Here is a 25,715-nt window from a genome sequence, read left to right as displayed (position 1 = left end):
TGCGTTGTCATGTAGCCGTTGCACAGGGAACTTAAATCAGACAGAGTCCGTATCTTCATTTAAATTTCATCTTTTATAGCTCATCAAACCTATCAGGCTATCTGGCGCAGTCCTGCAACCAGCAGACGGTGAGGAGTAGCTATATCAGTTCCAGGCTCAGAGCAAGGCGGCTAAGACTATTCTTATGCGAACTATTTTTTTAAGTTATTAGTGCTTTGTAAGTTCATTTTCTTCTTTTAATTGCTTGAAAGAGGACTCGCCTTTGTGGCCAGGCGAGTCCTGAATATTAATTTTTACAAATTTCACTCCTACTCAACATCTGCCATTCCCCCTCCAGCACCCGCGTCTCCCCGCTCACCTGCACGTTCACCACCTCGCGAATATCCGCCGAGGACGCGCCAACCTGTAGCTCAAATTCCCCTGGCTCGACAATTCGCTTCCCGTCCCGGCGGGTGAAATTAAACATCTCCACCGGCAAGGTAAAGGTCAGGGTGGCGGTTTCTCCCGGTGAAAGCGTAACGCGTTGAAACGCTTTCAGCTCCTGAAGCGGACGAACCTGCGTCGCGACTTTGTCACGCACGTACACCTGTATTACTTCGCTGCCGCTGCGCTCCCCGATGTTACTGACATCGACGCTTAACACCACCTCTCCGTCGACCGGGACGTGGCTTTCAGCGAGACGCGCCGCACTCCAGCGAAACTGCGTCCAGCCAAGACCGTAACCGAACGGGTAAAGTGCGCCGAAATGGAACGCAAACGGCGTGCCGCCGCTTTTCAGCTTGTGGTTATAGTAGTACGGCATCGCCCCGGCGTTTTTCGGCACGCTGACTACCAGCCTGCCCTGCGGCTCCGCGCGGCCGGTTAAGATATCGGCAATCGCCCAGCCCCCTTCCTGCCCCGGCGCCCAGGCCATCATCAGCGCGGCCACCTTCTCTTCCAGCCCCTGAAGGTTATAAGGACGCCCGCCCGTCATGACGACAATTACCGGCTTGCCGGTTGCCACCAGCTCCTCAAGCAGCTGTTGCTGCACGCCCGGCAGATTCAGCGAATCGGTATCCGATCCTTCCCCCACGGTGCCGCTCTGGAATAGCCCGGCGAGGTCGCCCACGCAGGCCACCACCACGTCACTCTCTTTTGCCGCGCTCACGGCTTCGGGGATCAAATCCGTGCGTTGTGAAACCGGCGATTGCTGCATCGGTTTACCGCCGCTGTCGCCCGGGAACACCGGCGCACCCGCCATCCGTTTTTCGATAATGTGGCACCCTTTGGCGTAACGTATCTGCGATGCGCCAAGGTACTGTTCCAGCGCCGCGCGCGGGGTTGTCACCTGCGAGGTCTCTTCAACCATATCACTGATGATCAGGTGAACCGGGAAGCTGTAGCCGCTCAGCAACGCCAGCGGATCGTCCGCCGTCGGCCCCACTACCGCTACACGGGGTTTTCCGCCGAGGGGCAAAATGCCGTTATTTTCCAGCAGCGTGATCGATTTTGTTGCCACCTCGCGCGCCACCTGCCGGGTCGCCTCATTCTGCAAATCGATACCTTTTTCGTCGGCGTACGGTTTTTCAAACAGCCCGAGACGGAATTTTTCACTTAGCACGCGCGCCACAATCTCATCCACTTTCGCCAATGAGATAAGCCCACGCTCTACCGCTTCCGCCAGATGACGCGCGCAGTCATCCTTCGGCAATTCCACGTCCAGCCCGGCGTTAAACGCCAGCGCCGCCGATTCTGCGGGATCGTGAGAAATCCCATGGTGCTGGTGCAGCAGGCTGACGCCGCCGTAATCCGCGACAATAATGCCGTCGAAGCCCCACTGTTCACGCAGCACGGTGGTGAGCAGGAAATGGTCGCTGTGCCCTGGCTGATTATCGATGTCATGATAGGCCGGCATCACCGAACCGGCGTTGGCCAGCTTCACCGCCATCTCAAACGGTAGCAGGAAGGTATCGTTTAGCTCGCTGAAACCCAGATGGACCGGCGCATGGTTGCGCGCCCCTTCGCTGAAGGAGTGCCCCACGTAATGTTTCAGGGTCGCCAGCAGATCGCGCTTATCGCCCTGCAACCCCTTCACGTACGCCGTCGCCATCACCCCTACCAGCCACGGATCTTCCCCAAAGGTCTCTTCCGTCCGTCCCCAGCGCACATCGCGCGAGACATCCAGCACCGGGGCCAGCCCCTGCTGGCACCCGACAGACCGGGCCTCGTTGCCAATCTGCTCCGCCGCGCGCTGCACCAGCGCCGGGTCCCAGGTGGAACCGTAGTTCAGCGACGACGGGAACAGGGTTGCATCTTTGCACAGCAGCCCCACCAGACACTCCTCATGAAACAGCGCCGGAATGCCGAGCCGGGTCTCCTCCATCATCATACGTTGCAGGCGGTTAGCGGCACGCACGCCGGTTTTTGCATCAACAATGTGCGTGCCGAGCGGACGGGTGATCTGCCCGACGCCCAGCTTCAGCCTTTCGCTGAGGGACGCCTGTTCGCTCACGCCGGCGAACTCATCGCTCAAATCGCTGCGCTCGCGGTGGCTGCCGTGTTCATCGAGGATCAGCCAGTACGCGTGCATCTGGGCAAATTTCTCTTCCGGCGTCATACGCGCCAGTAAATCAGCGACACGCTCGTGTACGGGACGTCCCGCGTCCTTGTAGATCACAGTCATGGTTTACTCCTGTAGTGCGGATTGGGTTACCGGGCTGAGCTGCCCCGCATCGTTTCGAATGTCTCGCTTGCTGGCCAGCTCACGGGCAATGGAATCCACCAGTCGGCTGTTGAGTTTGTAGATAGCAAGGAGCGCCACCATGCAGAGGAACAGCGCGCAGGGGATCAGGGTGAACAGGGCATTGATGGTTGCGAGGACGTGAGGCGCCTGGTTTGCCTGTCCGGGCGCGTAATCCACCATGCCCAGCACCCAACCGACTACCGCCCCACCCAGCGCCAACCCAAACTTGATGGCAAACAGGGCGGTAGAAAAGACCAGCCCGTCCAGACGGCGGCCGCTGCGGTGTTCTTCGTAGTCCACCACATCGGAGAACATGGTCCATTGCAGCGGCGTGGTCAGGTTCTGAATAAAACTAAACACAATATTCAGACCGAATATCAGCCACACCTGCGAAGGAGGAATGAAGAAAATCAACGCGCCAAAAATAACGAAAGAAATAATGGTCCACTGATAGGCACGTACGCGATCAAATTTCCCCAGCAGGCGTTCAGATAATAATGCGCCGCTTAAGGATGCCACCATGCCGGAAACAATAAAGGCAAAGACCAGTTCAGGACGTAACAGAACATAGTTAACGTAATACATGGTCGCAGAGCCACGCGTCACGACGGCGGTTAACAGTAAAATATTAAACAGAAAAACAATTCGCCACTGGCTGTTGGCGGCCAGCAGTTTTAAATCCGTCAGCATCGAGCCGGAGGTGTCATTGCGTGGCGAGTAACGCTCCCGGGTCATAAAGAAGCAGCAGAAGAATAAAACAATACCCAGCAGCCCCATCAGGCTCATGGCATAGAAATAACCTTTTTGCACATTCCCCTGACCTAATAATGAGACCAGCGGCAGCGCGATGACCGTTACAATCAACCCGCCGATAAACGACAGGCCAAAGCGCCAGGATTGCAGCGAGTGGCGCTCGCGCGGGTCGAGCGTCAGCGCGCCGGGCATGGCGCAGTATGGAACGTTAATCGCGGAGTAGATCAGGCTCAGGATGGCATAGGTTACGCAGGCATAGACAATTTTCGCCGTCTGCCCGGCATCCGGTACGTAGAAGGTAATCAGGCAGCTCACGCCAAACGGAATGGCAAACCAGAGTAGCCAGGGACGAAAACGACCGTGGCGGGTCTGAGTGCGGTCCACCAGCGCGCCAATGCACGGATCGACAAACGCATCGATCACGCGCACCACTAAAAACATGGTGCCCATAATGGCCGCCGGCAAACCGAATACGTCCGTATAGAAATAAGCGAGAAATAACGTTGCCGTTTGCCAGACCAGCGCGCTGGCCATATCACCGAGGCCATAACCTATTTTATCTTTGGTACGTAATACAGAGGAGATTGTCATTGTTATTTGCCTTTTTATCAGGTTAAAACGTATTTCAACCAGTCGCGCATCATCCCGACGGATGTACGCGGTAAGGCTCAAGTATTAGCAACGCCCTGCCCACTAACAATTGTCTAAATTAACAGATAAATTATGATATTTGGTTTTTTGCTTTATTTGTGATGGTGAGCATATTCGCAGGAAAATAAAAAAGGCGAGGACAGATATCCTCGCCTTTTTCAGGTTATGCAGGTTTTACTTGTTTAGCTCTGCCAGGCTCAGCCAGGTTTGCACCACGGTGTCCGGGTTCAGGGAGAGGCTATCAATCCCCTCATCCATCAGCCAAGCCGCAAAGTCTTCATGGTCAGAAGGACCCTGCCCGCAGATCCCAACATATTTACCCTGTTTCTTCGCCGCACGGATGGCCATGGAGAGCAGCGCTTTCACCGCCTCGTTACGCTCATCAAACAGCTCAGAGACAACGCCGGAGTCGCGGTCCAGGCCGAGCGCCAGCTGCGTCATATCATTCGAACCAATGGAGAAGCCGTCGAAGTGCTCCAGGAACTGCTCGGCCAGCAGGGCGTTGGACGGAATTTCACACATCATGATGATCTTCAGCCCGTTCTCGCCGCGCTTCAGCCCCTGACGCGCCAGCTCATCCACCACCGCTTTCGCCTGATCCACGGTACGGACGAACGGGATCATGATTTCCACGTTGGTCAACCCCATGTCGTTGCGCACGCGTTTTACCGCCTCGCACTCCAGCGCGAAGCAGTCGCGGAAGCTTTCCGACACGTAGCGTCCGGCGCCGCGGAAGCCCAGCATCGGGTTCTCTTCTTCCGGCTCGTAGCGTTCGCCGCCCACCAGGTTGGCATATTCGTTGGACTTAAAGTCCGACAGACGCACGATCACGCGTTTCGGGTAGAAGGCCGCGCCGAGCGTGGCGATGCCTTCCGTCAGGCGGCCGACATAGAACTCTCTCGGCGAGTCGTAACCCTTCATCATCTCGCGGATTTCGTTTTGCAGCTTCGCGTCCTGGTCGTCAAACTCCAGCAGCGCGCGCGGGTGAACGCCGATCATGCGGTTGATGATGAATTCCAGACGCGCCAGGCCCACGCCTTCGTTCGGCAGGCAGGCGAAGTCAAACGCGCGATCCGGGTTACCGACGTTCATCATGATTTTCAGCGGCAGGTCCGGCATGGTATCCACGCTGGAGCTCTTCACGCTGAAGTCGAGGATATCGGCATACACGTAACCGGTATCGCCTTCGGCACAGGAGACCGTCACGTTCTGGTCGTCCTTCATGCGTTCGGTCGCGTCACCACAGCCGACTACCGCCGGGATCCCCAGCTCACGGGCAATGATAGCCGCGTGACAGGTACGGCCACCGCGGTTGGTGACGATAGCAGCCGCTTTCTTCATGATCGGCTCCCAGTCCGGGTCGGTCATGTCGGTCACCAGCACGTCGCCAGGCTGAATGCGATTCATCTCGCTGATGTCGTGGATCACTTTCACCGGACCGGCACCGATGCGGTGGCCGATTGCGCGGCCTTCCGCGACAATTTTGCCCTGCGCGTGCAGGGTGTAGCGCTCCATGACCTGACCGCGCGAACGGACGGTTTCCGGACGCGCCTGCACGATAAACAGCTTGCCGGTGTGTCCGTCTTTGGCCCACTCGATGTCCATCGGACGGCCATAGTGTTTTTCAATCTGCACCGCCTGCTTCGCCAGCTCTTCCACTTCGGCGTCGGTGAGCGAGAAGCGATCCCGCTGCTCCTGCGGCACATCTTCAATGGTGACCTGCTTGCCATGCTCTTGCGTCGGGGCATAGATCATGCGGATTTTTTTCGAGCCCATGGTGCGGCGTACCACTGCCGGACGGTTAGCCGCCAGCGTAGGCTTGTGCACGTAGAATTCGTCAGGGTTCACCGCCCCCTGCACCACCATCTCGCCCAGACCCCATGCGGAGGTGATAAACACCACCTGGTCGAAGCCGGATTCCGTGTCGATAGAGAACATCACGCCGGAAGAGCCTACGTCGGAGCGCACCATGCGCTGTACGCCTGCGGAGAGCGCGACGCCGCGGTGGTCATAGCCCTGATGCACGCGATAGGAGATGGCGCGGTCGTTGAACAGGGAAGCAAACACATGCTTCACCGCCACCAGTACCGCCTCGTAACCCTGAACGTTGAGGAAGGTTTCCTGCTGTCCGGCGAAAGAGGCATCCGGCATATCTTCCGCGGTAGCGGAAGAGCGCACGGCAAAGGAGGCCTGCGCGTCGTCAGCGGAGAGCTGGTTGTAGGCGTCATGGATGGCTTTTTCCAGTTCCGGCTGGAAAGGTGTGTCGATGATCCACTGGCGGATTTGCGCGCCGGCTTTGGCAAGCTCGGTGACATCATCAATATCCGTTTTATCCAGCAGGTCGTAAATGCGCTGGTTTACACCGCTCTGGTCTAAAAACAGGTTAAACGCATCGGCGGTTGTGGCAAACCCGTTTGGTACGGAGACACCCATACCGGACAGATTTGTAATCATTTCACCCAGGGAGGCATTTTTGCCCCCAACTCTGTCTACATCATTCATGCCGAGTTGGTTATACCAAAGCACCAGCGGTGACGAGCCATTGTTGGACATCGAAACAATCCTTTTGTGATATTTGATCGGAGTAAGAAACACCTGACTACGTATTTATACTGGCATATTTATTTCCGCTAAAAAAACGGTGAATCGTGTAAGCAATTTAAATTTTCAACTTTTCGGACAGTTTCCCCGCACTCCCTAACCCGATGATTCCTATAGATTCCGGCAAAAACCATAGAAATAACGCCGCTAATCAGAAAATGAAATCCACTTTTCAGGAAAATCAAAAACACCATTTCATTTTAAATTCAGATAAGTTCTTTGCTGTGCAATTAACTTTTTTAATTTATGCTTTCAGGCAATTACGTACGCTATTCTGGGTGGATAAAATGGATAATGCTGTCGATCGTCACGTTTTTTATATTTCTGATGGGACGGCGATTACCGCCGAGGTGCTGGGACACGCGGTGATGTCGCAGTTTCCCGTGTCGATAAACAGCATCACGCTGCCGTTCGTGGAAAACGAGAGCCGGGCCAAAGCGGTCAAGGACCAGATCGACGCCATTTACCAGCAGACCGGTGTTCGTCCGCTGGTGTTCTATTCCATTGTGATCCCTGAGATCCGCAACATCATTCTGCAAAGCGAGGGCTTCTGTCAGGATATCGTGCAGGCGCTGGTTGCACCCTTGCAAAGCGAGCTGAAGCTCGACCCGACGCCGATCGCTCACCGTACCCACGGGCTGAACCCCGGCAACCTGACCAAATACGATGCGCGTATTGCCGCCATTGATTACACCCTGGCGCACGACGACGGGATCTCGCTGCGCAATCTGGACCAGGCGCAGGTCATTTTGCTTGGCGTGTCGCGCTGCGGTAAAACCCCCACCAGCCTTTACCTGGCAATGCAGTTTGGCATTCGCGCCGCCAACTACCCCTTTATTGCCGATGATATGGACAACCTGGTGCTGCCTGCCGCGCTCAAGCCGCTTCAGCATAAGCTATTTGGGCTGACCATCAACCCGGAACGACTGGCGGCGATCCGCGAAGAACGTCGCGAGAACAGCCGCTACGCCTCAATGCGCCAGTGCCGAATGGAAGTCTCCGAAGTCGAAGCGCTGTACCGGAAAAATCAGATCCCCTGGCTGAACAGTACCAACTATTCAGTAGAAGAAATTGCCACCAAGATCCTCGATATCATGGGACTGAATCGCCGCATGTACTAATATGCTAGTACATTAATCCAGTTTCAGTTATTATCATGCCATCCTCGGGGCGACGTGCCCCGAACTTGAAATCAGCAGGGATTGGTTTAAGGTGATGCCCATCACTTCCCGGTAGTCTGCCGATGAAGCAAAAAATTTCTGAGACATTCCATGAACAAAACCGACGAACTGCGCACCGCGCGCATTGATAGCCTGGTCACCCCGGCTGAACTGGCCCGGCTGCACCCCGTTTCCGCCGAGGTAGCGGACCATGTGACGGCCTCCCGTCGCCGCATCGAAAAAATTCTCAATGGTGAAGACAAACGTCTTCTGGTAGTAATTGGCCCCTGCTCCATCCACGACCTGGACGCGGCGATGGATTATGCACAACGCCTTCAGACGCTGCGCGGCACGTATCAGGATCGCCTGGAGATCGTGATGCGTACCTACTTTGAAAAACCGCGTACCGTCGTGGGCTGGAAAGGATTGATATCCGATCCCGATCTGAACGGTAGTTACCGGGTGAATCACGGCATTGCGCTGGCGCGTAAGCTGCTGTTACAGGTTAACGAGCTGGGCGTGCCGACCGCTACCGAATTTCTGGATATGGTGACCGGACAGTTTATTGCTGACCTCATTAGCTGGGGCGCGATTGGCGCGCGTACCACCGAAAGCCAGATCCACCGTGAAATGGCGTCGGCGCTCTCCTGCGCGGTGGGCTTCAAAAACGGAACGGACGGCAATACCCGCATCGCCGTTGATGCCATCCGCGCGTCACGCGCCAGCCATATGTTCCTCTCCCCGGATAAAAACGGCCAGATGACCATCTACCAGACCAGCGGCAACCCGTTCGGACATATCATTATGCGTGGCGGTAAAAAACCGAATTACCATGCAGAAGATATTGCCGCCGCCTGCGAAACGCTGGCGGAATTTGACCTGCCGGAGCATCTGGTGGTGGATTTCAGCCACGGCAACTGCCAGAAACAGCACCGCCGCCAGCTGGACGTCTGCGATGAAGTCTGCCAGCAGATCCGCAGCGGCTCGACCGCCATTGCAGGAATTATGGCGGAGAGCTTTATCAAAGAAGGCACGCAGAAGATCGTCGCCGGACAGCAAATGGTGTACGGCCAGTCGATCACCGACCCGTGCCTGAGCTGGGAAGACAGCGAGCTGCTGCTGGAGAAGCTGGCTTCAGCCGTGGACACGCGCTTTTAAAATCCTGCCGGGTGACGCTGCGCTTACCCGGCCTACGGTACGTGCCCTTCTCCCTCTCCCCGTGGGCTGAGGGTTCCCCACAAATTAATGCGAGCACTGAGCAATCCCCTCGCCCCTCCGGGGAGAGGGTTAGGGTGAGGGGAATATACGGCGGTGGTGGTCATTCCGTTCACTTTATGTTCCTTGCTACTCTGTAACGACATGACCGGTGAACGTGCCAGGGTGGCTCAGTCGCCACCACCCTGGCGACCCGGGCTCCCGGCGGTAAATCGCCGCTTCGCGGTGCCCTCGGCTTATTCCTTCCGGCTTATCGGGTACGGGCGGAGGCAACGTCCCTGTAAAGCCGCCCTCTCGGCGCATCCCTGCGCCTCGCCCCGGCCTGCAGGAAACGCCTCAGCGATTTACAGCCGGACCAGGGCATCGCTGACAGCCCTCAGTCATTTAGAAAGCAACTTTATTGCTTCTGCATAAAAAAATTACTGGGGATCCCTCAGCCCCATGGGAGAGGGTCGGGGTGAGGGCATCAGACCGCACCTCTCCCCCAAATTTGATCCCGTCACACAATTTTCATAAAAACGCTTGCCGTGAATTTGCAGTTTATTGATAATGATTATCATTGTTACATTGATTGTTATTTATAAACATTATGTCACCGACCGATAACAGCGCAGCAACGCCAGTAAAAACACACACAGCGCCGTCCCCTGCTCCCACCGATCGCCGAATCGACAGCAAAAGCCTGTTGGGTGAGGAGGGACGGGTCATTATCGAGCATGACGGCCAGCACTACCTGCTGCGCCAGACCAATGCCGGAAAACTGATCCTGACTAAATAATCCAGACAACACATTCGCCAGCCACCCAGGTGATCCCCAGGCAGCCAGCGCTTTTCAATTCTTATGGAGAGTTGCTATGCCACACCTGCAATCCGCGTCTTTACGCCCGTCTCTTCTGGCGCTGGCAATTGTCAGCACCCTGCCGGGCGTTGCGTTTGCCGCCACAGACGATATCACCGTTACCGCCACCGGCAACGCCCGCAGCGCCTTCGAAGCCCCCATGATGGTAAGCGTGATTGACACCACCGCGCCGGAAAACCAGACCGCCAGCTCCGCCGCCGACCTGCTGCGCAAGGTGCCCGGCCTGACGCTGGACGGCACCGGGCGCACCAACGGTCAGGACGTTAACCTGCGCGGTTACGACCGACGTGGCGTGCTGGTGCTGGTGGATGGCGTACGCCAGGGCACCGATACCGGACACCTGAACAGCACGTTCCTCGATCCGGCGCTGATCAAACGTATCGAAGTGGTACGTGGCCCTTCCGCCTTGCTGTACGGCAGCGGCGCGCTGGGCGGCGTAATTTCATATGACACCGTCGACGCCAGCGATCTGCTGGACGCAGGTAAAAATAGCGGCTATCGCGTATTTGCTACCGGTGCAACGGGCGATCACAGCATCGGGATGGGCGCCAGCGCCTATGGCCGCACCGATACCCTGGACGGTGTGGTCTCCTGGTCCAGCCGCGATCGCGGCGACATTCGCCAGAGTGACGGCGCGAGGGCGCCAAACGACGAATCCATCAACAATATGCTGGCGAAAGGCAGCTGGAAAATTGATCCGGCTCAGACGCTGAGCGGCTCCCTGCGCTACTACAACAACGACGCGCAGGAGCCGAAAAACCCGCAGACCACGGATGCCAGCAGCAGTAACCCGATGACCGATCGTTCCACCATTCAGCGCGATGCCCAGCTTGGCTACCGCATTGCGCCAGCCGGAAACGACTGGCTGAACGCCGATGCGAAAATTTACTGGTCCGAAGCGCGGATCAACGCCCAGAACATCGACGCCAGCGGCGAGTTCCGTAAGCAGACCACCAAAGGCGGCAAAGTGGAAAACCGCACCCGCCTGTTCAGCGACTCCTTGGCCTCGCACCTGCTGACCTACGGCGGGGAATACTACCGTCAGGAGCAACACCCTGGCGGCGCGACCACCGGCTTCCCGGACGCTAAAATCGACTTCAGCTCCGGCTGGTTGCAGGATGAGATCACCCTGCGCGACCTGCCGGTAACGCTTCTCGGCGGGACGCGTTACGACAACTACCGCGGCAGCAGCGACGGTTACGACGACGTGGATGCGGATAAATGGTCATCACGCGCCGGGTTAACTGTGAGTCCAACCGACTGGCTGATGCTGTTCGGCTCTTACGCCCAGGCCTTCCGCGCGCCAACGATGGGCGAGATGTATAACGACTCAAAGCACTTCTCTATCGGCAGCTTCTACACTAACTACTGGGTGCCGAACCCGAACCTGCGTCCGGAGACCAACGAAACCCAGGAGTTCGGTTTTGGGCTGCGTTTTGACGATCTGCTACTCGCCAACGACGCGCTGGAGTTCAAAGCCAGCTACTTCGACACCAAAGCAAAAGATTACATCTCTACCACCGTCGATTTTGCGGCGGCCACTACCATGTCCTATAACGTACCAAATGCCAAAATCTGGGGCTGGGACATGATGGCGACCTACTCGACCAGCCTGTTCAACCTCGACGTGGCCTACAACCGCACGCGCGGGAAAGATACCGACACGGGTGAATATATCTCCAGCATCAACCCGGACACCGTCACCAGCAAGCTGGATATCCCGGTGGCGCAAAGCGGCTTCTCCGTGGGCTGGATCGGCACCTTCGTCGAACGTTCAACGCACATCAGCAGCAGCTACAGCGAGCAGCCTGGCTACGCAGTAAATGATTTCTACGTCAGCTATAAAGGCCAGCAGCAGTTCAAAGGCGTCACCACCACCCTCGTGCTGGGGAACGCCTTCGACAAAGCCTACTGGTCACCGCAGGGCATCCCGCAGGATGGCCGCAACGGCAAGATCTTCGTCAGTTATCAATGGTAATTCCCTTCGGGGCAACGATTCAGAAGGATAAGATTATGGGTCACTACACACGCTGGCTTGAGCTTAAAGAAGAACATCCGGGTAAGTACGCCCGTGATATCGCCGGATTAATGCACATCAGCGAAGCAGAGCTGGCATTTGCGCGCGTTGGACACGACGCCTGGCGGCTGCGCGGTGAAATCCGCGAGATTCTGGCAGCGCTGGAGTCCGTGGGGGAAACCAAATGCATCTGCCGTAACGAATACGCCGTTCACGAACAGGTTGGAGCGTTTACTCACCAGCACCTCGGCGGTCATGCCGGGCTGGTGCTGAATCCGCGCGCGCTGGATCTGCGTTTGTTCCTCAACCAGTGGGCGAGCGCGTTTCACATTAGCGAAACGACCTCCCGCGGCGAACGTCAGAGCATTCAGTTCTTCGATCATCAGGGCGACGCTTTACTGAAGGTCTACACCACGGATCACACCGACGTTGCCGCCTGGGGCGACGTGCTGACCCGTTTTATCATTGCCGATAACCCCGCTCTGGCGCTGAAGGCTGTCGAAGCCCCCGCGCATTCCGACGGTGCGGATGCAGGCTCGGTGGAGAAAGAGTGGCGCGCCATGACCGACGTGCATCAATTCTTTAGCTTATTGAAGCGCCATAACCTGAGCCGCCAGCAGGCGTTTCGTCTGGTGAGTGACGATCTGGCCTGTAAGGTGGATAACAGCGCGCTGGCACAACTGCTGGAGAGGGCGCAACAGGACGGAAACGAAATCATGATCTTCGTCGGCAACCGCGGTTGCGTGCAGATCTTCACCGGTGTGGTGGAAAAACTGACGCCCATGAAGGGCTGGCTGAACATCTTCAACCCAACCTTTACCCTGCATCTGCTGGAGGAGACTATCGCGGAGACGTGGGTTACGCGTAAGCCCACGGCAGACGGACACGTTACCAGCCTGGAGCTGTTTGCTGCGGATGGAACTCAGATCGCCCAGCTCTACGGGCAGCGTACCGAAGGCGAGCCGGAGCAGAGCCAGTGGCGCCGCCAGATTGACGCTCTGACGCCAGAAGGGCTGGCCGCATGAAAAACTGGTTTGCCCTGCTCTGCGCCCTGCCGCTGGTCGCCGTCGCCGCGCCGGAGAGAATTGTCGCCCTCGGCGGCGACGTGACGGAGATCGTCTACGCCCTCGGCGCGGAGTCTTCTCTGGTTGCGCGCGACAGTACCAGCCAGTGGCCGCAGGCGACAAACGCGCTGCCTGACGTGGGGTATCTCCGCCAGCTGAATGCGGAGGGAATTCTGTCCGTACGCCCGACGCTGGTGCTGGCAAGCGACCAGGCGCAACCCTCTCTGGCGCTGAAACAGGTTGAACAGAGCCACGTCCGGGTAGTTACCGTTCCCGGCACGCCTGACCTGCGCACGATTGACGAAAAAGTGCGGGTGATAGCTCAGGCGACGCATCATGAGGTGCAAGGGGAAACCCTGCGCAACTCGCTGCGTCAGGCGCTGGCGGCTCTGCCCTCAACACCGCTCAACAAGCGGGTGCTGTTTATCCTCAGCCACGGCGGAATGACCGCAATGGCGGCCGGGCAACAGACCGGCGCGGATGCGGCAATACGCGCCGCCGGGTTGCAGAACGCCATGCAGGGCTTTACCCGCTATCAGCCGCTCTCCCAGGAGGGGGTAATGGCCAGCCAGCCGGATCTGGTGGTGATTTCGCAGGACGGCCTTAACGCGCTGGGCGGCGAACAAAATCTGTGGAAACTGCCCGGCCTGGCGCAAACGCCAGCGGGGCGAAGCAAGCAGGTGCTGGCTATTGATGACATGGCCCTGCTGGGCTTCAGCGTCCGCACGCCGAAAGCCATACAACAGCTGCGTGCCAGAGCGGAGCAACTGCCCTGATGTCCCGGCGCATCACGTTATCATTATGGCTTCTGGCGGGGTTGCTTACCGTCATGACGTTCATGGCTACCGGTTTTGGGGCGTTACGCCTGCCGGTGAACGTGCTGTGGAGCGGCAGCGATGAGACGCTACGCCAGATCTGGCTCACCATCCGTCTGCCCCGCGTGCTGCTGGCGCTGGTGATTGGCGGGTCGCTGGCGCTCGCCGGCTGCGTCATGCAGGGGCTGTTCCGCAATCCGCTGGCCGACCCGGGTCTGCTCGGGATCAGCAGCGGTGCGGCGCTGGCCGTCGCCCTGTGGGTGGTGCTCCCGCTCTCGCTGCCCGCGCTGGTGATGCTTTATGCTCCGATGCTGGCGGCATTTTTTGGGGCGCTGGCAGCCACAGGCGTGATCTTCCTGCTCAGCAAGCAGCGTGACACCTCTCTGTCACGTCTGTTGCTGGTGGGTATAGCCATCAATGCCCTGTGCGGTGCGGCAGTGGGTGTGCTTTCGTGGGTCAGCAATGACGCCCAGTTGCGTCAGCTTTCACTCTGGGGAATGGGAAGTCTCGGTCAGGCGCAGTGGTCAACGCTGCTCGCCGTGATCTCGCTGATGGTGCCTGCCGCTCTGGCGATCTGGCGTTGTGCCAGCGCGTTAAATTTACTGCAACTGGGTGAAGAGGAAGCGCATTATCTCGGCGTGGACGTTGCCCTTGTACAGCGAATATTACTGTTATGCAGCGCTCTGCTGGTCGCTGCGGCTGTCGCCGTCAGCGGCGTGATTGGCTTTGTCGGACTCGTGGTGCCGCACCTGATGCGCATGTGGCTGGGCGCCGATCACCGGGCAACCCTCCCCGGCACGGTTCTCGCGGGCGCTTTTCTGCTGCTGGTGGCGGATACGGTAGCCCGCACTCTGGTCGCCCCGGCAGAAATACCGGTCGGGTTGCTCACCAGCATCCTTGGCGCCCCCTGGTTCTTATGGCTCATTTTTCGTCGTGGAGAACAGCATGGCTGAACGTTATACGGCTGAAAATCTGACTTTTACCCGGTCTGGCCGCACGCTGACAGATAACGTTTCGCTGTCACTGTCGCAGGGAGAGCTGGTTACATTGATCGGTCCCAACGGCGCGGGGAAATCCACGCTGCTGCGACTGCTGACTGGCTACCTGAAACCCGACAGCGGCGGCTGTTCGCTGGCGGGGAAAGCGCTGGATGAATGGCACCCGGAGACGCTGTCCCGCTATCGGGCAGTGATGCGTCAGCATACTCAGCCTGGATTTGACTGGCTGGGGGAGGAGATCGTTGGAATGGGGCGTGCGCCCTGGTCGCGTCAACCTGAACCGTCGATTGTGCGTGAGGTGATGCAGCTGACCGGTTGCCTGCCGCTGGCTGGCAGACGTTATCATTCCCTCTCGGGCGGCGAGCAGCAGCGCGTTCAGCTCGCCCGCGCGCTGGCGCAGCTGTGGCGTGAGGGAACGCCGCGCGGCTGGCTGTTTCTCGACGAACCCACTTCAGCGCTGGATCTCTACCACCAGCAGCATCTGCTGCGCCTGTTGAAATCGCTGACCCGTCTGGGTCATCTTCACGTCTGCGTGGTGCTGCACGATCTTAATCTCGCCGCGTTATGGTCGGACCGGATCCTGCTGTTACACAACGGCAGGATTGTTTCTCAGGGCATACCGGAGACGGTATTGCAGGCCGACGCGCTGGCGCGCTGGTACGGTGCGCAGGTGCACGTCGGCAGACATCCGGCGCACGCCGCACCGCAGGTTTTTCTCGCCCCTTAGCTTGAGCAGCTCACTTCCAGTCGCTTGCCCCAGTCCGGCGGGCGGCTGACATAGTCATCCTCCCGGTCGGCAAACGGCGTGCGCAGGGCGATATGCAGCCGATGCAGCTCGGCATAATCCCCCTGCTCTGCCTGCTCAATAGCCCGCTGCGCCAGCCAGTTGCGCAACACCATCGCCGGGTTAACCGCCTTCATCCGCACCTGGCGGGTATCGTCATCAATCTGTTCCTGCTGTAAACGCACCCGGTAAGTGGCAAACCAGTCATCAAACGCCTGTCGATCGATGAACTCGTCACGCAGCGGTGAAGCGGCGCTCTGCTGCGCAGTCTGGCTTAGCATACGGAAGGTTCGGGTATAGTCGCTGCCTTCACGCGCCATGATGGCAAACAGCCCATTCAGCAGCGCGTTATCGCCTTTTTCCTGCGTCATCAGCCCCAGCTTGTTGCGCATTAACACACCATATTCCCGCAGCAAGACCTCCTGATAGGTGTCGAGCGCATCGTTCAGGGCATCGACGTCGATAAACGGCGACAGGCTTTGCGCAAGCCGCTGAAGGTTCCACAGCCCCACCGCAGGCTGGTTGTCGAAACGGTAACGCCCCTGATAGTCCGAATGGTTACAGATGTAACCCGGTTGATAGTCATCAAGGAAGCCGTACGGACCGTAGTCAAACGTCAGCCCTAACAGGGACATGTTGTCGGTATTCATCACCCCGTGGGCAAAGCCGACGGCCTGCCAGCGGGCAATCATTGAGGCGGTGCGCGCGACAATATCACGGAACCAGAGAACATAGCGGTCCGGTTCGTTTTGCAGGTGCGGCCAGTGACGTCGAAGGGCGTAATCGGCAAGCTGGCGGACATTATCCGGCTCGCGGCGATAGTAGAAGTGTTCAAAATGACCGAAACGCAGATGGCTTTCCGCCACGCGGATAAGCATCGCCCCCTGCTCTATCGTCTCGCGGGCCACCGGCGTGTCGCTGGTGACAATGGACAGCGCGCGTGAGGTGGGGATCCCCAGGGCATGCATCGCCTCGGAAGCCAGACTCTCACGAATGGTTGAACGCAGCACCGCGCGGCCATCCCCCATGCGTGAGTACGGTGTTAACCCTGCCCCTTTCAGGTGCCAGTCGAGCGTTTCGCCATTCGGCATAACCTGTTCACCCAGCAGGATGCCGCGACCATCGCCGAGCTGTCCCGCCCAGACGCCAAACTGATGTCCGCTGTAGACCTGAGCCAGAGGCTTCATGCCCGGAAGCAGCGTTTCGCCGCCCCAGACACCGGCGCCCTTTTCTGGCTGAAAAAGTGTCGAAGGGATGCCAAGCGAATCCGCTAATGCATCGTTATGCCAGATAAGACGCGCGTTCTGTAAAGGCGTGGGCTTAAGCGCGGTGTAAAAGCCGGGTAATTCATCGTGCCAGTGAGCAGTAAAAGACAGGGTCATAAGTCCTCCTGCTTTAAGTGTAGAGGGTTTCCCTTGACGTAAACACGGGCGAAGAAAGGGGTTATTGCTGAACGAGGGTCGTTACGCGTTCTGCCGGGACGGCAGGCCACAGGGTTCCCTGCATTGCGCCAAAATTGAAGGGCAGCACGCGTTGTAAGATGCCGTGATCGTCAATTCCCGAGACCATGACCGACTGACAATGCGGCGCGATCTGCCAGAGAATGGCGCGCATAAATGGCTCGAAAGAGAGCGCCGAGACGCGCTGATGAATAAAGTATTTATCCAGAATCACCCGTTTGAACAGACCATCATAAACCGGTTTAAGGGATGCAGCCCCTGCACCAAAGTTAGCCAGCACTAAGGGGAAATGGATCGCCATTCTTGCAAGCGTCAGATCGTCTTTCCCGTTATTTAAACCTGGATAGTTCTCATTAACAGTAAACTCAAGAAACGGATAACGATCAAGGATTGAAACAGCGTTCTCATTAGTTAATAAAAACTCAACAATTGCAGGTGTAATATTGATCCATGCAATTAACTGATGCTGAATAAAAAATAGCTTACAGGTATCGAGTAATTGCAGTTTTTCCTGAAACAGCACTAATTCATCTTCCTGAGAAAGATGAGGGATAACCAGTTCAGTCGGGATTCGTACGTCCGTACCCACGCCAGTAAAGTTAACCAAAATCTCTAAACCTTTAAGCAAACCTGCACTATCACGCGCCGGAAGGAGTAAAAGTTCAGACTGGTAAGCATTATCTAGCGTAATAATCATCGCCCTTGTCCTGCATTAAAGATGAGAGAGAACATCCTGGAGCAATTGCAGGCACAATTCCACTGTCTTGATTTTAATAAGATTAATTTCATTCTTTCCGTATTAATTTTCAGATTTTTCCCTGAATCTAAAATAATCTTATCCTGGTTAATGAATAATAGCCAGTTTTAGATAAAACAGGCACATGCTGACAAAAATAAGTGGGCAAAAATTTTACTTTAATCCACCCGCAAGAAAAGCCTGGCGTCTATTTCCACCGCCAGGCCCTCCGCACTGCATCTTTATGCAGCGGTTAAATACGCCTGGCCTGCCAGAAATTTTTACGCCAGTAAACATTATCGAGAGAGGAGCGCATCACGCCGCGGCTGGTCGAGGCATGAATGAACTGATTATCGGTGTCATAAATGCCGACATGAAGGCCGCTTTCACCGGAACCTGTTTTAAAAAAGACCAGATCGCCGGGTAGGAGCTCGTCTTTATCAATTTCAGTGCCGATTTTCGCCTGCATACGCGTTTCACGCGGAAGCTGTAGGTCAAATTTATCGCGGAAAGTCATTAGCACAAATCCCGAGCAATCCACCCCGCCCCGGCTCATCCCGCCGTAGCGATAAGGGGTGCCGCGCCAGTTGCTGAGCTGATCGTTCAGGCTGGCAATGACCGTAATGGAGTCAGAAAGCCGTGGGTTAGGCGGAGGTGCACGATGGCTGCTGCATCCTGCAAGAAATAGCGCCGCAACAAGGAGAAACCAGAATCGCATTTCAGACGAATCCTCTGCTTTTTTTGTTCTTTCGGTAATTTAGCGTGCATCTATGCGGCTGTGCAAGAAAGGTTACTCCTGCGTCGTGGAAATGAGCATCTTGTGGCCTTCAATATCCAGCCTCCGGAACGACATGTGGTAAGCACTCGCAAGATTGGGGGCCGTCAGCACGCTGTCGCGCGTTCCGCTGGCAATCAGTTTGCCACGCGCCAGCAACCACACCCGATGCGCGTGGCGCAACGTATGGTTTAAATCATGGCTGCTCATCACAATGGCGATGCCCTTGCGACACAGCGCGCTGAGCAGAGTATCCAGCGCTGCCTGCTGGGCAACGTCCAGTCCGCTCATCGGCTCGTCCAGCAGCAGCAACCGCCCGTGAGGATTTCCCACCGGATGAACCTGAAGGATGACGGCGGCCAGACGCACGCGCTGCCATTCGCCACCGGAAAGCTGGCTGGCCTGTCGGGTGAGCTTATCGTCTAACCCGAGCGCCGCAGCAACGTCATGGAGCAATGCTACCTGATTTTTATCAGGCAGGTGCAGCGTCAGGTAGTGCCAGACGGGCATTGCAAAGGGCGGAACCTGCTGCTGAACCAGATAGCTTCGACGGGAGGCGAGTGTAGAGGGTAGCCAGTTGACGAGCGATTGCCCGAGAAAGGTAATCTCCCCTTCCCCGCGGGTCAGCCCCGCCATGCGCGCCAGCAGCGTGCTTTTTCCGGCGCCGTTAGGCCCAACCAGGTGAAGGATTTCACCTGCGTTGACTGCGGCGGTAACAGGCTCAAGACGTCCCTTCCCGGCAACGCCTGTGAGCTGCATAAGCAGCGTCATTATTTCGCCAGCGCCAGTTTGATTGATTCCATCACGATAGGATCTTCAGGCGTCATGTCAGGCGAGAAACGCTGCACGACCTGACCGTCACGGCCAATCAGGAATTTTTCGAAGTTCCACAGAATATCGTCCGGATAGAGCGGCGCGCGACCTTTGCTCGCCATACGCTCATAGAAACCACTCTCTTCAGGCGCAACGGCGGTCGGCGCCGCAGCCACCAGTTTGGCATACAGCGGATGACGATTTTCCCCGTTCACATCAATTTTGCTGAACATCGGGAACGTCACACCATAGGTTGTGCTGCAAAAGGTCTTAATCTCCTCTTCGCTGCCCGGCTCCTGGCCCAGGAACTGGTTGCACGGGAAGCCGAGTACGGTAAAGCCGTCTTTTTCCCAGGCTTTATGAATGTTTTCCAGCTGTTCATACTGCGGTGTAAGGCCACATTTCGATGCCACGTTCACGATGAGCAGTACCTTGCCCTTGTAGCCTTCCAGCGTGGTTTTCTCGCCGTCAATGGTAGTCACTTCGGTATTCAGAATATCAGACTGCATAGCATTCCCTCAGGTTGACTTACAGGTTGTGTTTTAACGTCCAGCTTTTAATAGTAGCCAGATAAAGACCGGTGCGCCCAGCGTTGCGGTCACCACGCCTATCGGCAACTCAGCGGCCGTCAGCGCAAGCCGGGCGATGATATCGGCAATCAGCAGCGTTGCCGCCCCGGCAACCGCCGAGGCAGGAAGCAGGGTTCGGTGGTCCGTAATACCGCACAGGCGCAGCATATGCGGGATCACCAGCCCAATAAAGCCAATCGCCCCCGCCAGCGCCACGCTTACGCCCACCATCCAGCCGATGGCGATAACCAGCGCGTTGCGCCAGAAGCCAATCGGCATCCCGAGCTGGCGAGCAGACGTTTCGCCCAGCGCGAGAATATTTAGCGGCTGCGCCTGGAACGCCGTCCACAGGATGACCGGGATCAGGAGCACCATCAGCCACCCCTGACGCCAGTCAACGCCACCAAATCCCCCCATCATCCAGTACATTAACTGGCGCAGATCGAAAGAGGTGGAGAAGTAGACGGCCCATGTCATCAGCGCGCTACAGATGATCCCCAACGCTACCCCGGCAAGCAGCAGCCGGCTGGTGGATAAATGGCGACGAGCAAAGCGCAGAAGGATAAGGGTTATCAACAGCGCGCCAAGGATAGCGCTGAGGCTAATCCCCCAGGCGGAGAGCTCGCCTCCCCCCAGCATCACGGCGGCGATAAGCCCGACGCCTGCGCCATTCGACACCCCGAGAAGTCCGGGTTCCGCCAGAGGGTTTTCAAATAATGCCTGCATGATCGTGCCGCACAGCGCCAGCGCAGCGCCGACTAAAAGCACAGCCAGCGTCCGTGGCAGGCGGATCTGCCAGACAAAGAGCTGTCCCTCAGGCGTAAACCAGCTTTCCGGTCCCAGCCACCGATCGCCCGCACACAGGCTGACGGTGGTGGCGACAATCATCAGCACCCCGAGCAGACACAGGCGGCGGAGATCGGAGCGGTGCTGAAGACGGGCAAGATCAAGCATAGACGATAGGTTATCCGGTTGAGATATCATTGATTTTACGGCGGGTTTAGCAAATAGCGCAAAGAAAAAAGGCCGCGTGAGCGGCCTTTTTAGTTAGTTCATATTACTCTGCTTTGGGCGTTGCGTTTTCGACACGGCTTTTTAACTTCTGTCCGGGTCTGAAGGTCACCACGCGGCGGGCTGTAATGGGAATATCTTCCCCCGTCTTCGGGTTACGGCCCGGACGTTGGTTTTTGTCTCGCAAATCAAAATTGCCAAAGCCGGAGAGTTTAACCTGCTCACCATTTTCCAGAGCACGACGGATCTCTTCGAAAAACAGCTCTACCAGCTCTTTGGCATCCCGTTTGCTAAGCCCAAGCTTATCAAACAGATATTCTGACATTTCAGCTTTTGTAAGCGCCATAGGTTCAATCCCTCAATGATGCCTGGAATCGCTCTTTTAATGCCTCTACACATTTGGCGACGGTAGCGGCAATCTCCTCTTCTTCGAGTGTACGGCTGGTATCCTGAAGGATAAGGCTAATAGCGAGGCTCTTGAAACCTTCTGCTACGCCCTTGCCGCGGTACACGTCAAATAAGTTTACGCCAACTACCTGATTTACGCCAACTTTCTTACATTCGGCCAAAATATCTGCTGCGGGCACATTTTCAGCGACCACAACCGCGATATCACGGCGGTTTGCCGGGAAGCGTGAGACGTCCTTTGCCTGAGGAATGACGCGGTCTGCAACCGGGTTCCACTCCAGCTCGAATACGATGGTACGGCCATTCAGATCCAGCTTACGTTCCAGCTCCGGGTGAACAACCCCAATAAAACCAACACGTTTGCCGTCTAAATAGATCGCCGCACTCTGGCCCGGATGCAGGGCTGGAATCGCTTCTGCGCGGAATTCAATTTCGGATAATTTACCGGTCAGATCGAGAATCGCTTCCAGATCGCCCTTCATATCGTAGAAATCAACCGTCCCTTTTGCCAGGTCCCAGTGCTCTTCATAGCGGTTACCGCTGATGGCGCCGGCCAGCATGAGATCCTGACGGATGCCTAAATTGGCCTGAGTATCCGGTACAAAGCGCAAACCGCTTTCGAAAATACGCACGCGGTTCTGCTGACGGTTCTGGTTATAAACGATAGTACCCAGCAGTCCCGTCCACAGGGACAGACGCATCGCTGACATCTCGCTGGAGATCGGGCTTGGCAGGATCAGCGCTTCCTGACCCGGGTGGATCAGCTGTTGCAGCTTAGGATCAACGAAGCTGTAGGTGATCACTTCCTGGTAGCCTTTGTCGTTCAGCATGGTTTTCACACGCTTCAGTGACAGATCGGCTTCGCGATGGCTGCCCATCACCAGACCCGCCTGCACCGGCTCGTCAGGGATATTGTTGTAGCCGTACACGCGGGCCACTTCTTCCACCAGATCTTCTTCGATCTCCATGTCGAAACGCCAGGATGGCGCAACGGCTTTCCACTCATCCTGACCTTCAGTCACTTCGCAGCCCAGACGCGTCAGAATGTCGGTCACCTGCGCATCGGCAACGTGGTGACCAATCAGACGATCCAGCTTGCTGCGGCGCAGAGTAATGGTCGCACGCTTCGGCAGCGCCGCTTGGTTGGTCACATCGATAACCGGACCCGCTTCGCCGCCGCAGATGTCGATCAGCAGGCGAGTCGCACGCTCCATCGCTTTGTATTGCAGCGCAGGATCCACGCCACGCTCATAGCGGTGAGAAGCGTCAGTGTGCAGACCGTGACGGCGTGCGCGGCCAGTGATGGAGAGCGGGCTGAAGAACGCGCATTCCAGCAGGACGTTTTGCGTTTCGTCGTTGACGCCAGAGTGCTCGCCGCCGAAGATCCCGCCCATCGCCAGCGCTTTGTTGTGATCGGCAATTACCAGAGTGTCGGCGTTCAGTTTCGCTTCGCTGCCGTCCAGCAGAACCAGGGTTTCGCCCTCTTTCGCCATGCGCACAATAATACCCCCTTCGATACGATCTTTATCGAAGGCGTGCATTGGCTGGCCCAGCTCCAGCAGAACATAGTTGGTCACGTCAACCACAGCGTCGATAGAACGGATACCACAGCGACGCAGTTTCTCTTTCATCCACAGCGGGGTTGGCGCTTTAACGTTGATGCCTTTCACCACGCGACCGAGGTAGCGCGGGCAGGCCTCAGGCGCGTCAACCTGAATCGGCAGCACATCACTGATGGTTGCCTCAACCGGAGCGATCTCCGGCTCGTTCAGTTCGGTCTGGTTCAGAACGGCCACGTCGCGGGCCACACCGATGATGCCTAAGCAGTCGGCACGGTTTGGCGTCACGCTGATTTCGATGGTGTTGTCATCAAGCTTCAGGTATTCGCGGATATCGGTACCCACTGGTGCATCCTGCGGCAGCTCGATAATCCCGGAGTGATCGTCGGAAATGCCCAGCTCGGAGAAGGAGCACAGCATGCCTTCAGACGGCTCACCGCGCAGCTTAGCCGCTTTGATTTTGAAATCGCCCGGCAGTACCGCGCCGACGGTCGCCACGGCTACCTTCAGGCCCTGTCGGCAGTTTGGCGCACCGCAGACGATATCCAGCAGACGGTCACCGCCCACATTGACTTTTGTTACGCGCAGTTTGTCGGCGTTAGGGTGCTGGCCACACTCAACCACTTCACCTACCACGACGCCGGTAAAGGCGCCAGAAACAGGATCCACGCCATCAACTTCCAGACCCGCCATGGTGATCTGGTTAGAAAGCGCGTCGCTGTCCAGCGTGGTGTTAACCCATTCGCGTAACCACAGTTCACTGAATTTCATTGTTCTTTCCTGCCCTTATTTAAACTGTTTGAGGAAACGCAGATCGTTTTCGAAGAACGCACGTAAGTCGGTTACGCCGTAGCGCAGCATGGTAAGACGCTCCATACCCATACCGAACGCAAAGCCGGAGTAAACTTCCGGATCGATACCTACGTTGCGCAGTACGTTTGGATGCACCATGCCGCAGCCCAGCACTTCCAGCCATTTACCGTTTTTACCCATCACGTCAACTTCCGCAGAAGGTTCTGTGAACGGGAAGTAGGACGGACGGAAACGAACCTGCAAATCTTCCTCAAAGAAGTTGTTCAGGAAATCGTGCAGTGTGCCTTTCAGGTTGGTGAAGCTGATGTTTTTATCAACAATCAGACCTTCCATCTGGTGGAACATTGGGGTGTGGGTCTGATCGTAGTCGTTACGGTATACGCGACCCGGCGCGATGATGCGGATCGGTGGAGCCTGCTCCTTCATGGTACGGATCTGAACGCCAGATGTCTGAGTACGCAGCAGACGGGTGGCGTCAAACCAGAAAGTGTCGTGGTCAGCGCGTGCCGGATGATGGCCAGGAATGTTAAGGGCATCGAAGTTGTGGTAGTCATCTTCAATTTCCGGGCCAGTCGCCACGGTAAAGCCGAGCTCACCGAAGAAACTTTCAATACGATCGATAGTACGGGTAACCGGATGCAGACCGCCGTTTTCGATACGGCGACCCGGCAGAGAAACGTCAATCGTTTCTGCCGCCAGACGCGCATTCAGTACTGCACTTTCCAGCTCGGCTTTACGTGCGTTCAGCGCCTGTTGTACCTGCTCTTTGGCTTCGTTAATCACTGCACCTGCTGCCGGGCGCTCCTCTGCTGGCAGTTCACGCAGGGTAGTCATCTGAAGGGTCAGATGCCCTTTCTTGCCCAGATATTCGACGCGGACATTGTCTAACGCGGCAACATCTGAGGCCTGGTTAATGGCGGCCGTTGCACTGGCAACCAGCTCTGCGAGATGTGACATGGTTTTCCTCATTATGTCGGTGCAGACACCGAATTGTTGGACGTAATCTCTCAAATTCAGGCACAAAAAAAGCCTCCATCGGGAGGCTTATCTGGCGCTGTTTTTCGTTTCATCTTTCACGCGCTAGCCTCCTGAAGTCAGGTGCTAAAGTAAAAGAAGAAGCGGAAAATAGCAGCATTCATGCTTGCGTTACCTTGTAGGGTAAAAACCGTTAAGACCTTATTGAAAAGCCTGGACGGGTAAATGTCAATCTTCTGATAAGGCGATATGAAAAGAGGGAGCAAAGCCCCCTCTTTCAACTGGCTTATGCCAGTGCTGCTTTCGCTTTTTCGACCAGAGCGGTGAACGCTACTTTGTCGAATACTGCGATGTCAGCCAGGATCTTACGGTCGATTTCAACAGAGGCTTTTTTCAGGCCGTTGATGAATTTGCTGTAAGAAATACCGTTCTGACGTGCTGCTGCGTTGATACGCGCAATCCACAGTTGACGGAACTGACGCTTACGCTGACGACGGTCACGGTAAGCGTACTGACCTGCTTTGATAACAGCCTGGAAGGCAACGCGGTATACGCGTGAACGCGCACCGTAGTAGCCTTTAGCTTGTTTCAAAATTTTCTTGTGACGTGCACGTGCAATTACACCACGTTTTACGCGAGCCATGTGTGCTCTCCTGTATCTATTCTAAGTTAAAAAAGTTAAACGTTAACGACTTATGCGTACGGCAGGCACGCGATGACCAGGCCCAGATCGCCTTTAGAAACCATGGCTTTTGGACGCAGGTGACGTTTACGCTTGGTAGCTTTCTTAGTCAGAATGTGACGCAGGTTAGCGTGCTTGTGCTTAAAACCACCTTTACCGGTTTTTTTGAAGCGCTTAGCAGCACCGCGTACGGTCTTAATTTTTGGCATTTTAATAACTTCCACTTCGCATTGTTAAATAAACGAAACATAGGCGAACAAAACCTATGGGGCCCG

23 protein-coding genes and 1 other annotated feature are annotated in these 25,715 nt (G+C 56.5%); of the genes, 8 read left to right on the top strand and 15 right to left on the bottom strand.

Going from position 1 to position 25,715, the window contains the following annotated elements:
• Positions 1–286 precede the first annotated feature (286 nt).
• The 3 genes from HWQ15_RS17425 to ppsA form a co-directional block, all read right to left on the bottom strand.
• On the bottom strand, positions 287–2,662 hold the full coding sequence (locus tag HWQ15_RS17425; RefSeq protein ID WP_063149635.1) for a glycoside hydrolase family 3 N-terminal domain-containing protein: 2,376 nt from the start codon (positions 2,660–2,662) through the stop codon (positions 287–289).
• A 3-nt stretch (positions 2,663–2,665) separates the two neighbouring features.
• Positions 2,666–4,066, bottom strand: coding sequence for an MFS transporter (locus HWQ15_RS17420; protein ID WP_032624388.1), 1,401 nt, complete (start codon positions 4,064–4,066; stop codon positions 2,666–2,668).
• 234 nt (positions 4,067–4,300) lie between these two features.
• Complete coding sequence (gene ppsA / locus HWQ15_RS17415; protein ID WP_023305974.1) at positions 4,301–6,679, bottom strand: phosphoenolpyruvate synthase; 2,379 nt, start codon at positions 6,677–6,679, stop codon at positions 4,301–4,303.
• Positions 6,680–7,014: 335 nt separating this feature from the next.
• Here ppsA and ppsR point away from each other — a divergent pair, with 335 nt between their 5' ends.
• The 8 genes from ppsR to HWQ15_RS17375 all read left to right on the top strand — a co-directional run bounded on the left by ppsR (position 7,015) and on the right by HWQ15_RS17375 (position 15,582).
• Complete coding sequence (gene ppsR / locus HWQ15_RS17410; protein ID WP_017384644.1) at positions 7,015–7,848, top strand: posphoenolpyruvate synthetase regulatory kinase/phosphorylase PpsR; 834 nt, start codon at positions 7,015–7,017, stop codon at positions 7,846–7,848.
• Positions 7,849–7,998: 150 nt separating this feature from the next.
• Entirely contained in the window at positions 7,999–9,045 is a 1,047-nt protein-coding gene (aroH, locus tag HWQ15_RS17405; RefSeq protein ID WP_063149634.1) for a 3-deoxy-7-phosphoheptulonate synthase AroH, read from the top strand.
• A gap of 646 nt (positions 9,046–9,691) precedes the next feature.
• Positions 9,692–9,880 (top strand): hemin uptake protein HemP, encoded by a 189-nt coding sequence (gene hemP, locus HWQ15_RS17400; RefSeq protein WP_022647850.1) that lies wholly within the window; start codon positions 9,692–9,694, stop codon positions 9,878–9,880.
• A gap of 76 nt (positions 9,881–9,956) precedes the next feature.
• Positions 9,957–11,939: a TonB-dependent hemoglobin/transferrin/lactoferrin family receptor gene (locus tag HWQ15_RS17395; protein ID WP_063149516.1), complete on the top strand. Its 1,983-nt coding sequence runs from the start codon at positions 9,957–9,959 to the stop codon at positions 11,937–11,939.
• 35 nt (positions 11,940–11,974) lie between these two features.
• On the top strand, positions 11,975–13,003 hold the full coding sequence (gene chuS / locus HWQ15_RS17390; protein ID WP_038417025.1) for a hematinate-forming heme oxygenase ChuS: 1,029 nt from the start codon (positions 11,975–11,977) through the stop codon (positions 13,001–13,003).
• Complete coding sequence (locus HWQ15_RS17385; protein WP_032624390.1) at positions 13,000–13,818, top strand: hemin ABC transporter substrate-binding protein; 819 nt, start codon at positions 13,000–13,002, stop codon at positions 13,816–13,818. Before chuS ends, HWQ15_RS17385 begins: the two co-directional genes overlap by 4 nt.
• A complete protein-coding gene (locus tag HWQ15_RS17380; RefSeq protein ID WP_063149517.1) occupies positions 13,818–14,810 on the top strand; it encodes an iron ABC transporter permease in 993 nt (330 codons plus the stop codon). Before HWQ15_RS17385 ends, HWQ15_RS17380 begins: the two co-directional genes overlap by 1 nt.
• Positions 14,803–15,582 (top strand): heme ABC transporter ATP-binding protein, encoded by a 780-nt coding sequence (locus HWQ15_RS17375; RefSeq protein WP_063201618.1) that lies wholly within the window; start codon positions 14,803–14,805, stop codon positions 15,580–15,582. The genes HWQ15_RS17380 and HWQ15_RS17375 overlap by 8 nt, the downstream gene beginning before the upstream one ends.
• On the opposite strand, the gene selO is transcribed toward HWQ15_RS17375, so the two are convergent.
• The 12 genes from selO to rpmI all read right to left on the bottom strand — a co-directional run bounded on the left by selO (position 15,579) and on the right by rpmI (position 25,649).
• Positions 15,579–17,021: a protein adenylyltransferase SelO gene (selO, locus tag HWQ15_RS17370; protein WP_176587400.1), complete on the bottom strand. Its 1,443-nt coding sequence runs from the start codon at positions 17,019–17,021 to the stop codon at positions 15,579–15,581. The genes HWQ15_RS17375 and selO overlap by 4 nt on opposite strands.
• Positions 17,022–17,082: 61 nt before the next feature.
• The gene (locus HWQ15_RS17365; protein WP_063149520.1) at positions 17,083–17,796 is read right to left on the bottom strand and encodes a cyclic di-GMP regulator CdgR; all 714 of its coding nucleotides are present in this window, start codon (positions 17,794–17,796) and stop codon (positions 17,083–17,085) included.
• A 292-nt stretch (positions 17,797–18,088) separates the two neighbouring features.
• On the bottom strand, positions 18,089–18,553 hold the full coding sequence (locus tag HWQ15_RS17360) for an NlpC/P60 family protein (RefSeq protein WP_015570730.1): 465 nt from the start codon (positions 18,551–18,553) through the stop codon (positions 18,089–18,091).
• Positions 18,554–18,625: 72 nt separating this feature from the next.
• Complete coding sequence (gene btuD, locus HWQ15_RS17355; protein ID WP_046618262.1) at positions 18,626–19,381, bottom strand: vitamin B12 ABC transporter ATP-binding protein BtuD; 756 nt, start codon at positions 19,379–19,381, stop codon at positions 18,626–18,628.
• Positions 19,381–19,932, bottom strand: a complete 552-nt coding sequence (locus HWQ15_RS17350; RefSeq protein ID WP_022650905.1) for a glutathione peroxidase — start codon at positions 19,930–19,932, stop codon at positions 19,381–19,383. Before HWQ15_RS17350 ends, btuD begins: the two co-directional genes overlap by 1 nt.
• Before the next feature lie 33 nt (positions 19,933–19,965).
• On the bottom strand, positions 19,966–20,946 hold the full coding sequence (gene btuC / locus HWQ15_RS17345; protein ID WP_023299909.1) for a vitamin B12 ABC transporter permease BtuC: 981 nt from the start codon (positions 20,944–20,946) through the stop codon (positions 19,966–19,968).
• A gap of 103 nt (positions 20,947–21,049) precedes the next feature.
• A complete protein-coding gene (gene ihfA, locus HWQ15_RS17340) occupies positions 21,050–21,349 on the bottom strand; it encodes an integration host factor subunit alpha (RefSeq protein ID WP_003857805.1) in 300 nt (99 codons plus the stop codon).
• A gap of 4 nt (positions 21,350–21,353) precedes the next feature.
• On the bottom strand, positions 21,354–23,741 hold the full coding sequence (gene pheT, locus HWQ15_RS17335) for a phenylalanine--tRNA ligase subunit beta (RefSeq protein ID WP_046618268.1): 2,388 nt from the start codon (positions 23,739–23,741) through the stop codon (positions 21,354–21,356).
• Positions 23,742–23,756: 15 nt separating this feature from the next.
• Positions 23,757–24,740 (bottom strand): phenylalanine--tRNA ligase subunit alpha, encoded by a 984-nt coding sequence (pheS, locus tag HWQ15_RS17330; protein WP_022647837.1) that lies wholly within the window; start codon positions 24,738–24,740, stop codon positions 23,757–23,759.
• A 62-nt stretch (positions 24,741–24,802) separates the two neighbouring features.
• Positions 24,803–24,927: a sequence feature (Phe leader region), on the bottom strand.
• Positions 24,878–24,922 (bottom strand): pheST operon leader peptide PheM, encoded by a 45-nt coding sequence (gene pheM / locus HWQ15_RS23130; RefSeq protein WP_001386830.1) that lies wholly within the window; start codon positions 24,920–24,922, stop codon positions 24,878–24,880. It overlaps the preceding feature by 45 nt.
• 117 nt (positions 24,928–25,044) lie before the next feature.
• Positions 25,045–25,401 carry a 50S ribosomal protein L20 gene (rplT, locus tag HWQ15_RS17320; protein ID WP_000124850.1) on the bottom strand — a complete coding sequence of 119 codons (357 nt, stop codon included), beginning with the start codon at positions 25,399–25,401 and terminating at the stop codon, positions 25,045–25,047.
• A gap of 50 nt (positions 25,402–25,451) precedes the next feature.
• Positions 25,452–25,649 (bottom strand): 50S ribosomal protein L35, encoded by a 198-nt coding sequence (rpmI, locus tag HWQ15_RS17315; RefSeq protein WP_001124225.1) that lies wholly within the window; start codon positions 25,647–25,649, stop codon positions 25,452–25,454.
• Positions 25,650–25,715: the final 66 nt, after the last annotated feature.

It is taken from the genome of Enterobacter sp. DSM 30060 (assembly GCF_013375955.1).
Classification (GTDB): Bacteria; Pseudomonadota; Gammaproteobacteria; order Enterobacterales; family Enterobacteriaceae; genus Enterobacter; species Enterobacter intestinihominis.
This window is presented reverse-complemented; position numbering and strand designations above follow the sequence as displayed.

Coding starts and splice junctions, on each gene's coding strand:
- HWQ15_RS17425 (WP_063149635.1), bottom strand. CDS start 2,662: ATGACTGTGATCTACAAGGACGCGGGACGTCCCGTACACGAGCGTGTC.
- HWQ15_RS17420 (WP_032624388.1), bottom strand. CDS start 4,066: ATGACAATCTCCTCTGTATTACGTACCAAAGATAAAATAGGTTATGGC.
- ppsA (WP_023305974.1), bottom strand. CDS start 6,679: ATGTCCAACAATGGCTCGTCACCGCTGGTGCTTTGGTATAACCAACTC.
- ppsR (WP_017384644.1), top strand. CDS start 7,015: ATGGATAATGCTGTCGATCGTCACGTTTTTTATATTTCTGATGGGACG.
- aroH (WP_063149634.1), top strand. CDS start 7,999: ATGAACAAAACCGACGAACTGCGCACCGCGCGCATTGATAGCCTGGTC.
- hemP (WP_022647850.1), top strand. CDS start 9,692: ATGTCACCGACCGATAACAGCGCAGCAACGCCAGTAAAAACACACACA.
- HWQ15_RS17395 (WP_063149516.1), top strand. CDS start 9,957: ATGCCACACCTGCAATCCGCGTCTTTACGCCCGTCTCTTCTGGCGCTG.
- chuS (WP_038417025.1), top strand. CDS start 11,975: ATGGGTCACTACACACGCTGGCTTGAGCTTAAAGAAGAACATCCGGGT.
- HWQ15_RS17385 (WP_032624390.1), top strand. CDS start 13,000: ATGAAAAACTGGTTTGCCCTGCTCTGCGCCCTGCCGCTGGTCGCCGTC.
- HWQ15_RS17380 (WP_063149517.1), top strand. CDS start 13,818: ATGTCCCGGCGCATCACGTTATCATTATGGCTTCTGGCGGGGTTGCTT.
- HWQ15_RS17375 (WP_063201618.1), top strand. CDS start 14,803: ATGGCTGAACGTTATACGGCTGAAAATCTGACTTTTACCCGGTCTGGC.
- selO (WP_176587400.1), bottom strand. CDS start 17,021: ATGACCCTGTCTTTTACTGCTCACTGGCACGATGAATTACCCGGCTTT.
- HWQ15_RS17365 (WP_063149520.1), bottom strand. CDS start 17,796: ATGATTATTACGCTAGATAATGCTTACCAGTCTGAACTTTTACTCCTT.
- HWQ15_RS17360 (WP_015570730.1), bottom strand. CDS start 18,553: ATGCGATTCTGGTTTCTCCTTGTTGCGGCGCTATTTCTTGCAGGATGC.
- btuD (WP_046618262.1), bottom strand. CDS start 19,381: ATGACGCTGCTTATGCAGCTCACAGGCGTTGCCGGGAAGGGACGTCTT.
- HWQ15_RS17350 (WP_022650905.1), bottom strand. CDS start 19,932: ATGCAGTCTGATATTCTGAATACCGAAGTGACTACCATTGACGGCGAG.
- btuC (WP_023299909.1), bottom strand. CDS start 20,946: ATGCTTGATCTTGCCCGTCTTCAGCACCGCTCCGATCTCCGCCGCCTG.
- ihfA (WP_003857805.1), bottom strand. CDS start 21,349: ATGGCGCTTACAAAAGCTGAAATGTCAGAATATCTGTTTGATAAGCTT.
- pheT (WP_046618268.1), bottom strand. CDS start 23,741: ATGAAATTCAGTGAACTGTGGTTACGCGAATGGGTTAACACCACGCTG.
- pheS (WP_022647837.1), bottom strand. CDS start 24,740: ATGTCACATCTCGCAGAGCTGGTTGCCAGTGCAACGGCCGCCATTAAC.
- rplT (WP_000124850.1), bottom strand. CDS start 25,401: ATGGCTCGCGTAAAACGTGGTGTAATTGCACGTGCACGTCACAAGAAA.
- rpmI (WP_001124225.1), bottom strand. CDS start 25,649: ATGCCAAAAATTAAGACCGTACGCGGTGCTGCTAAGCGCTTCAAAAAA.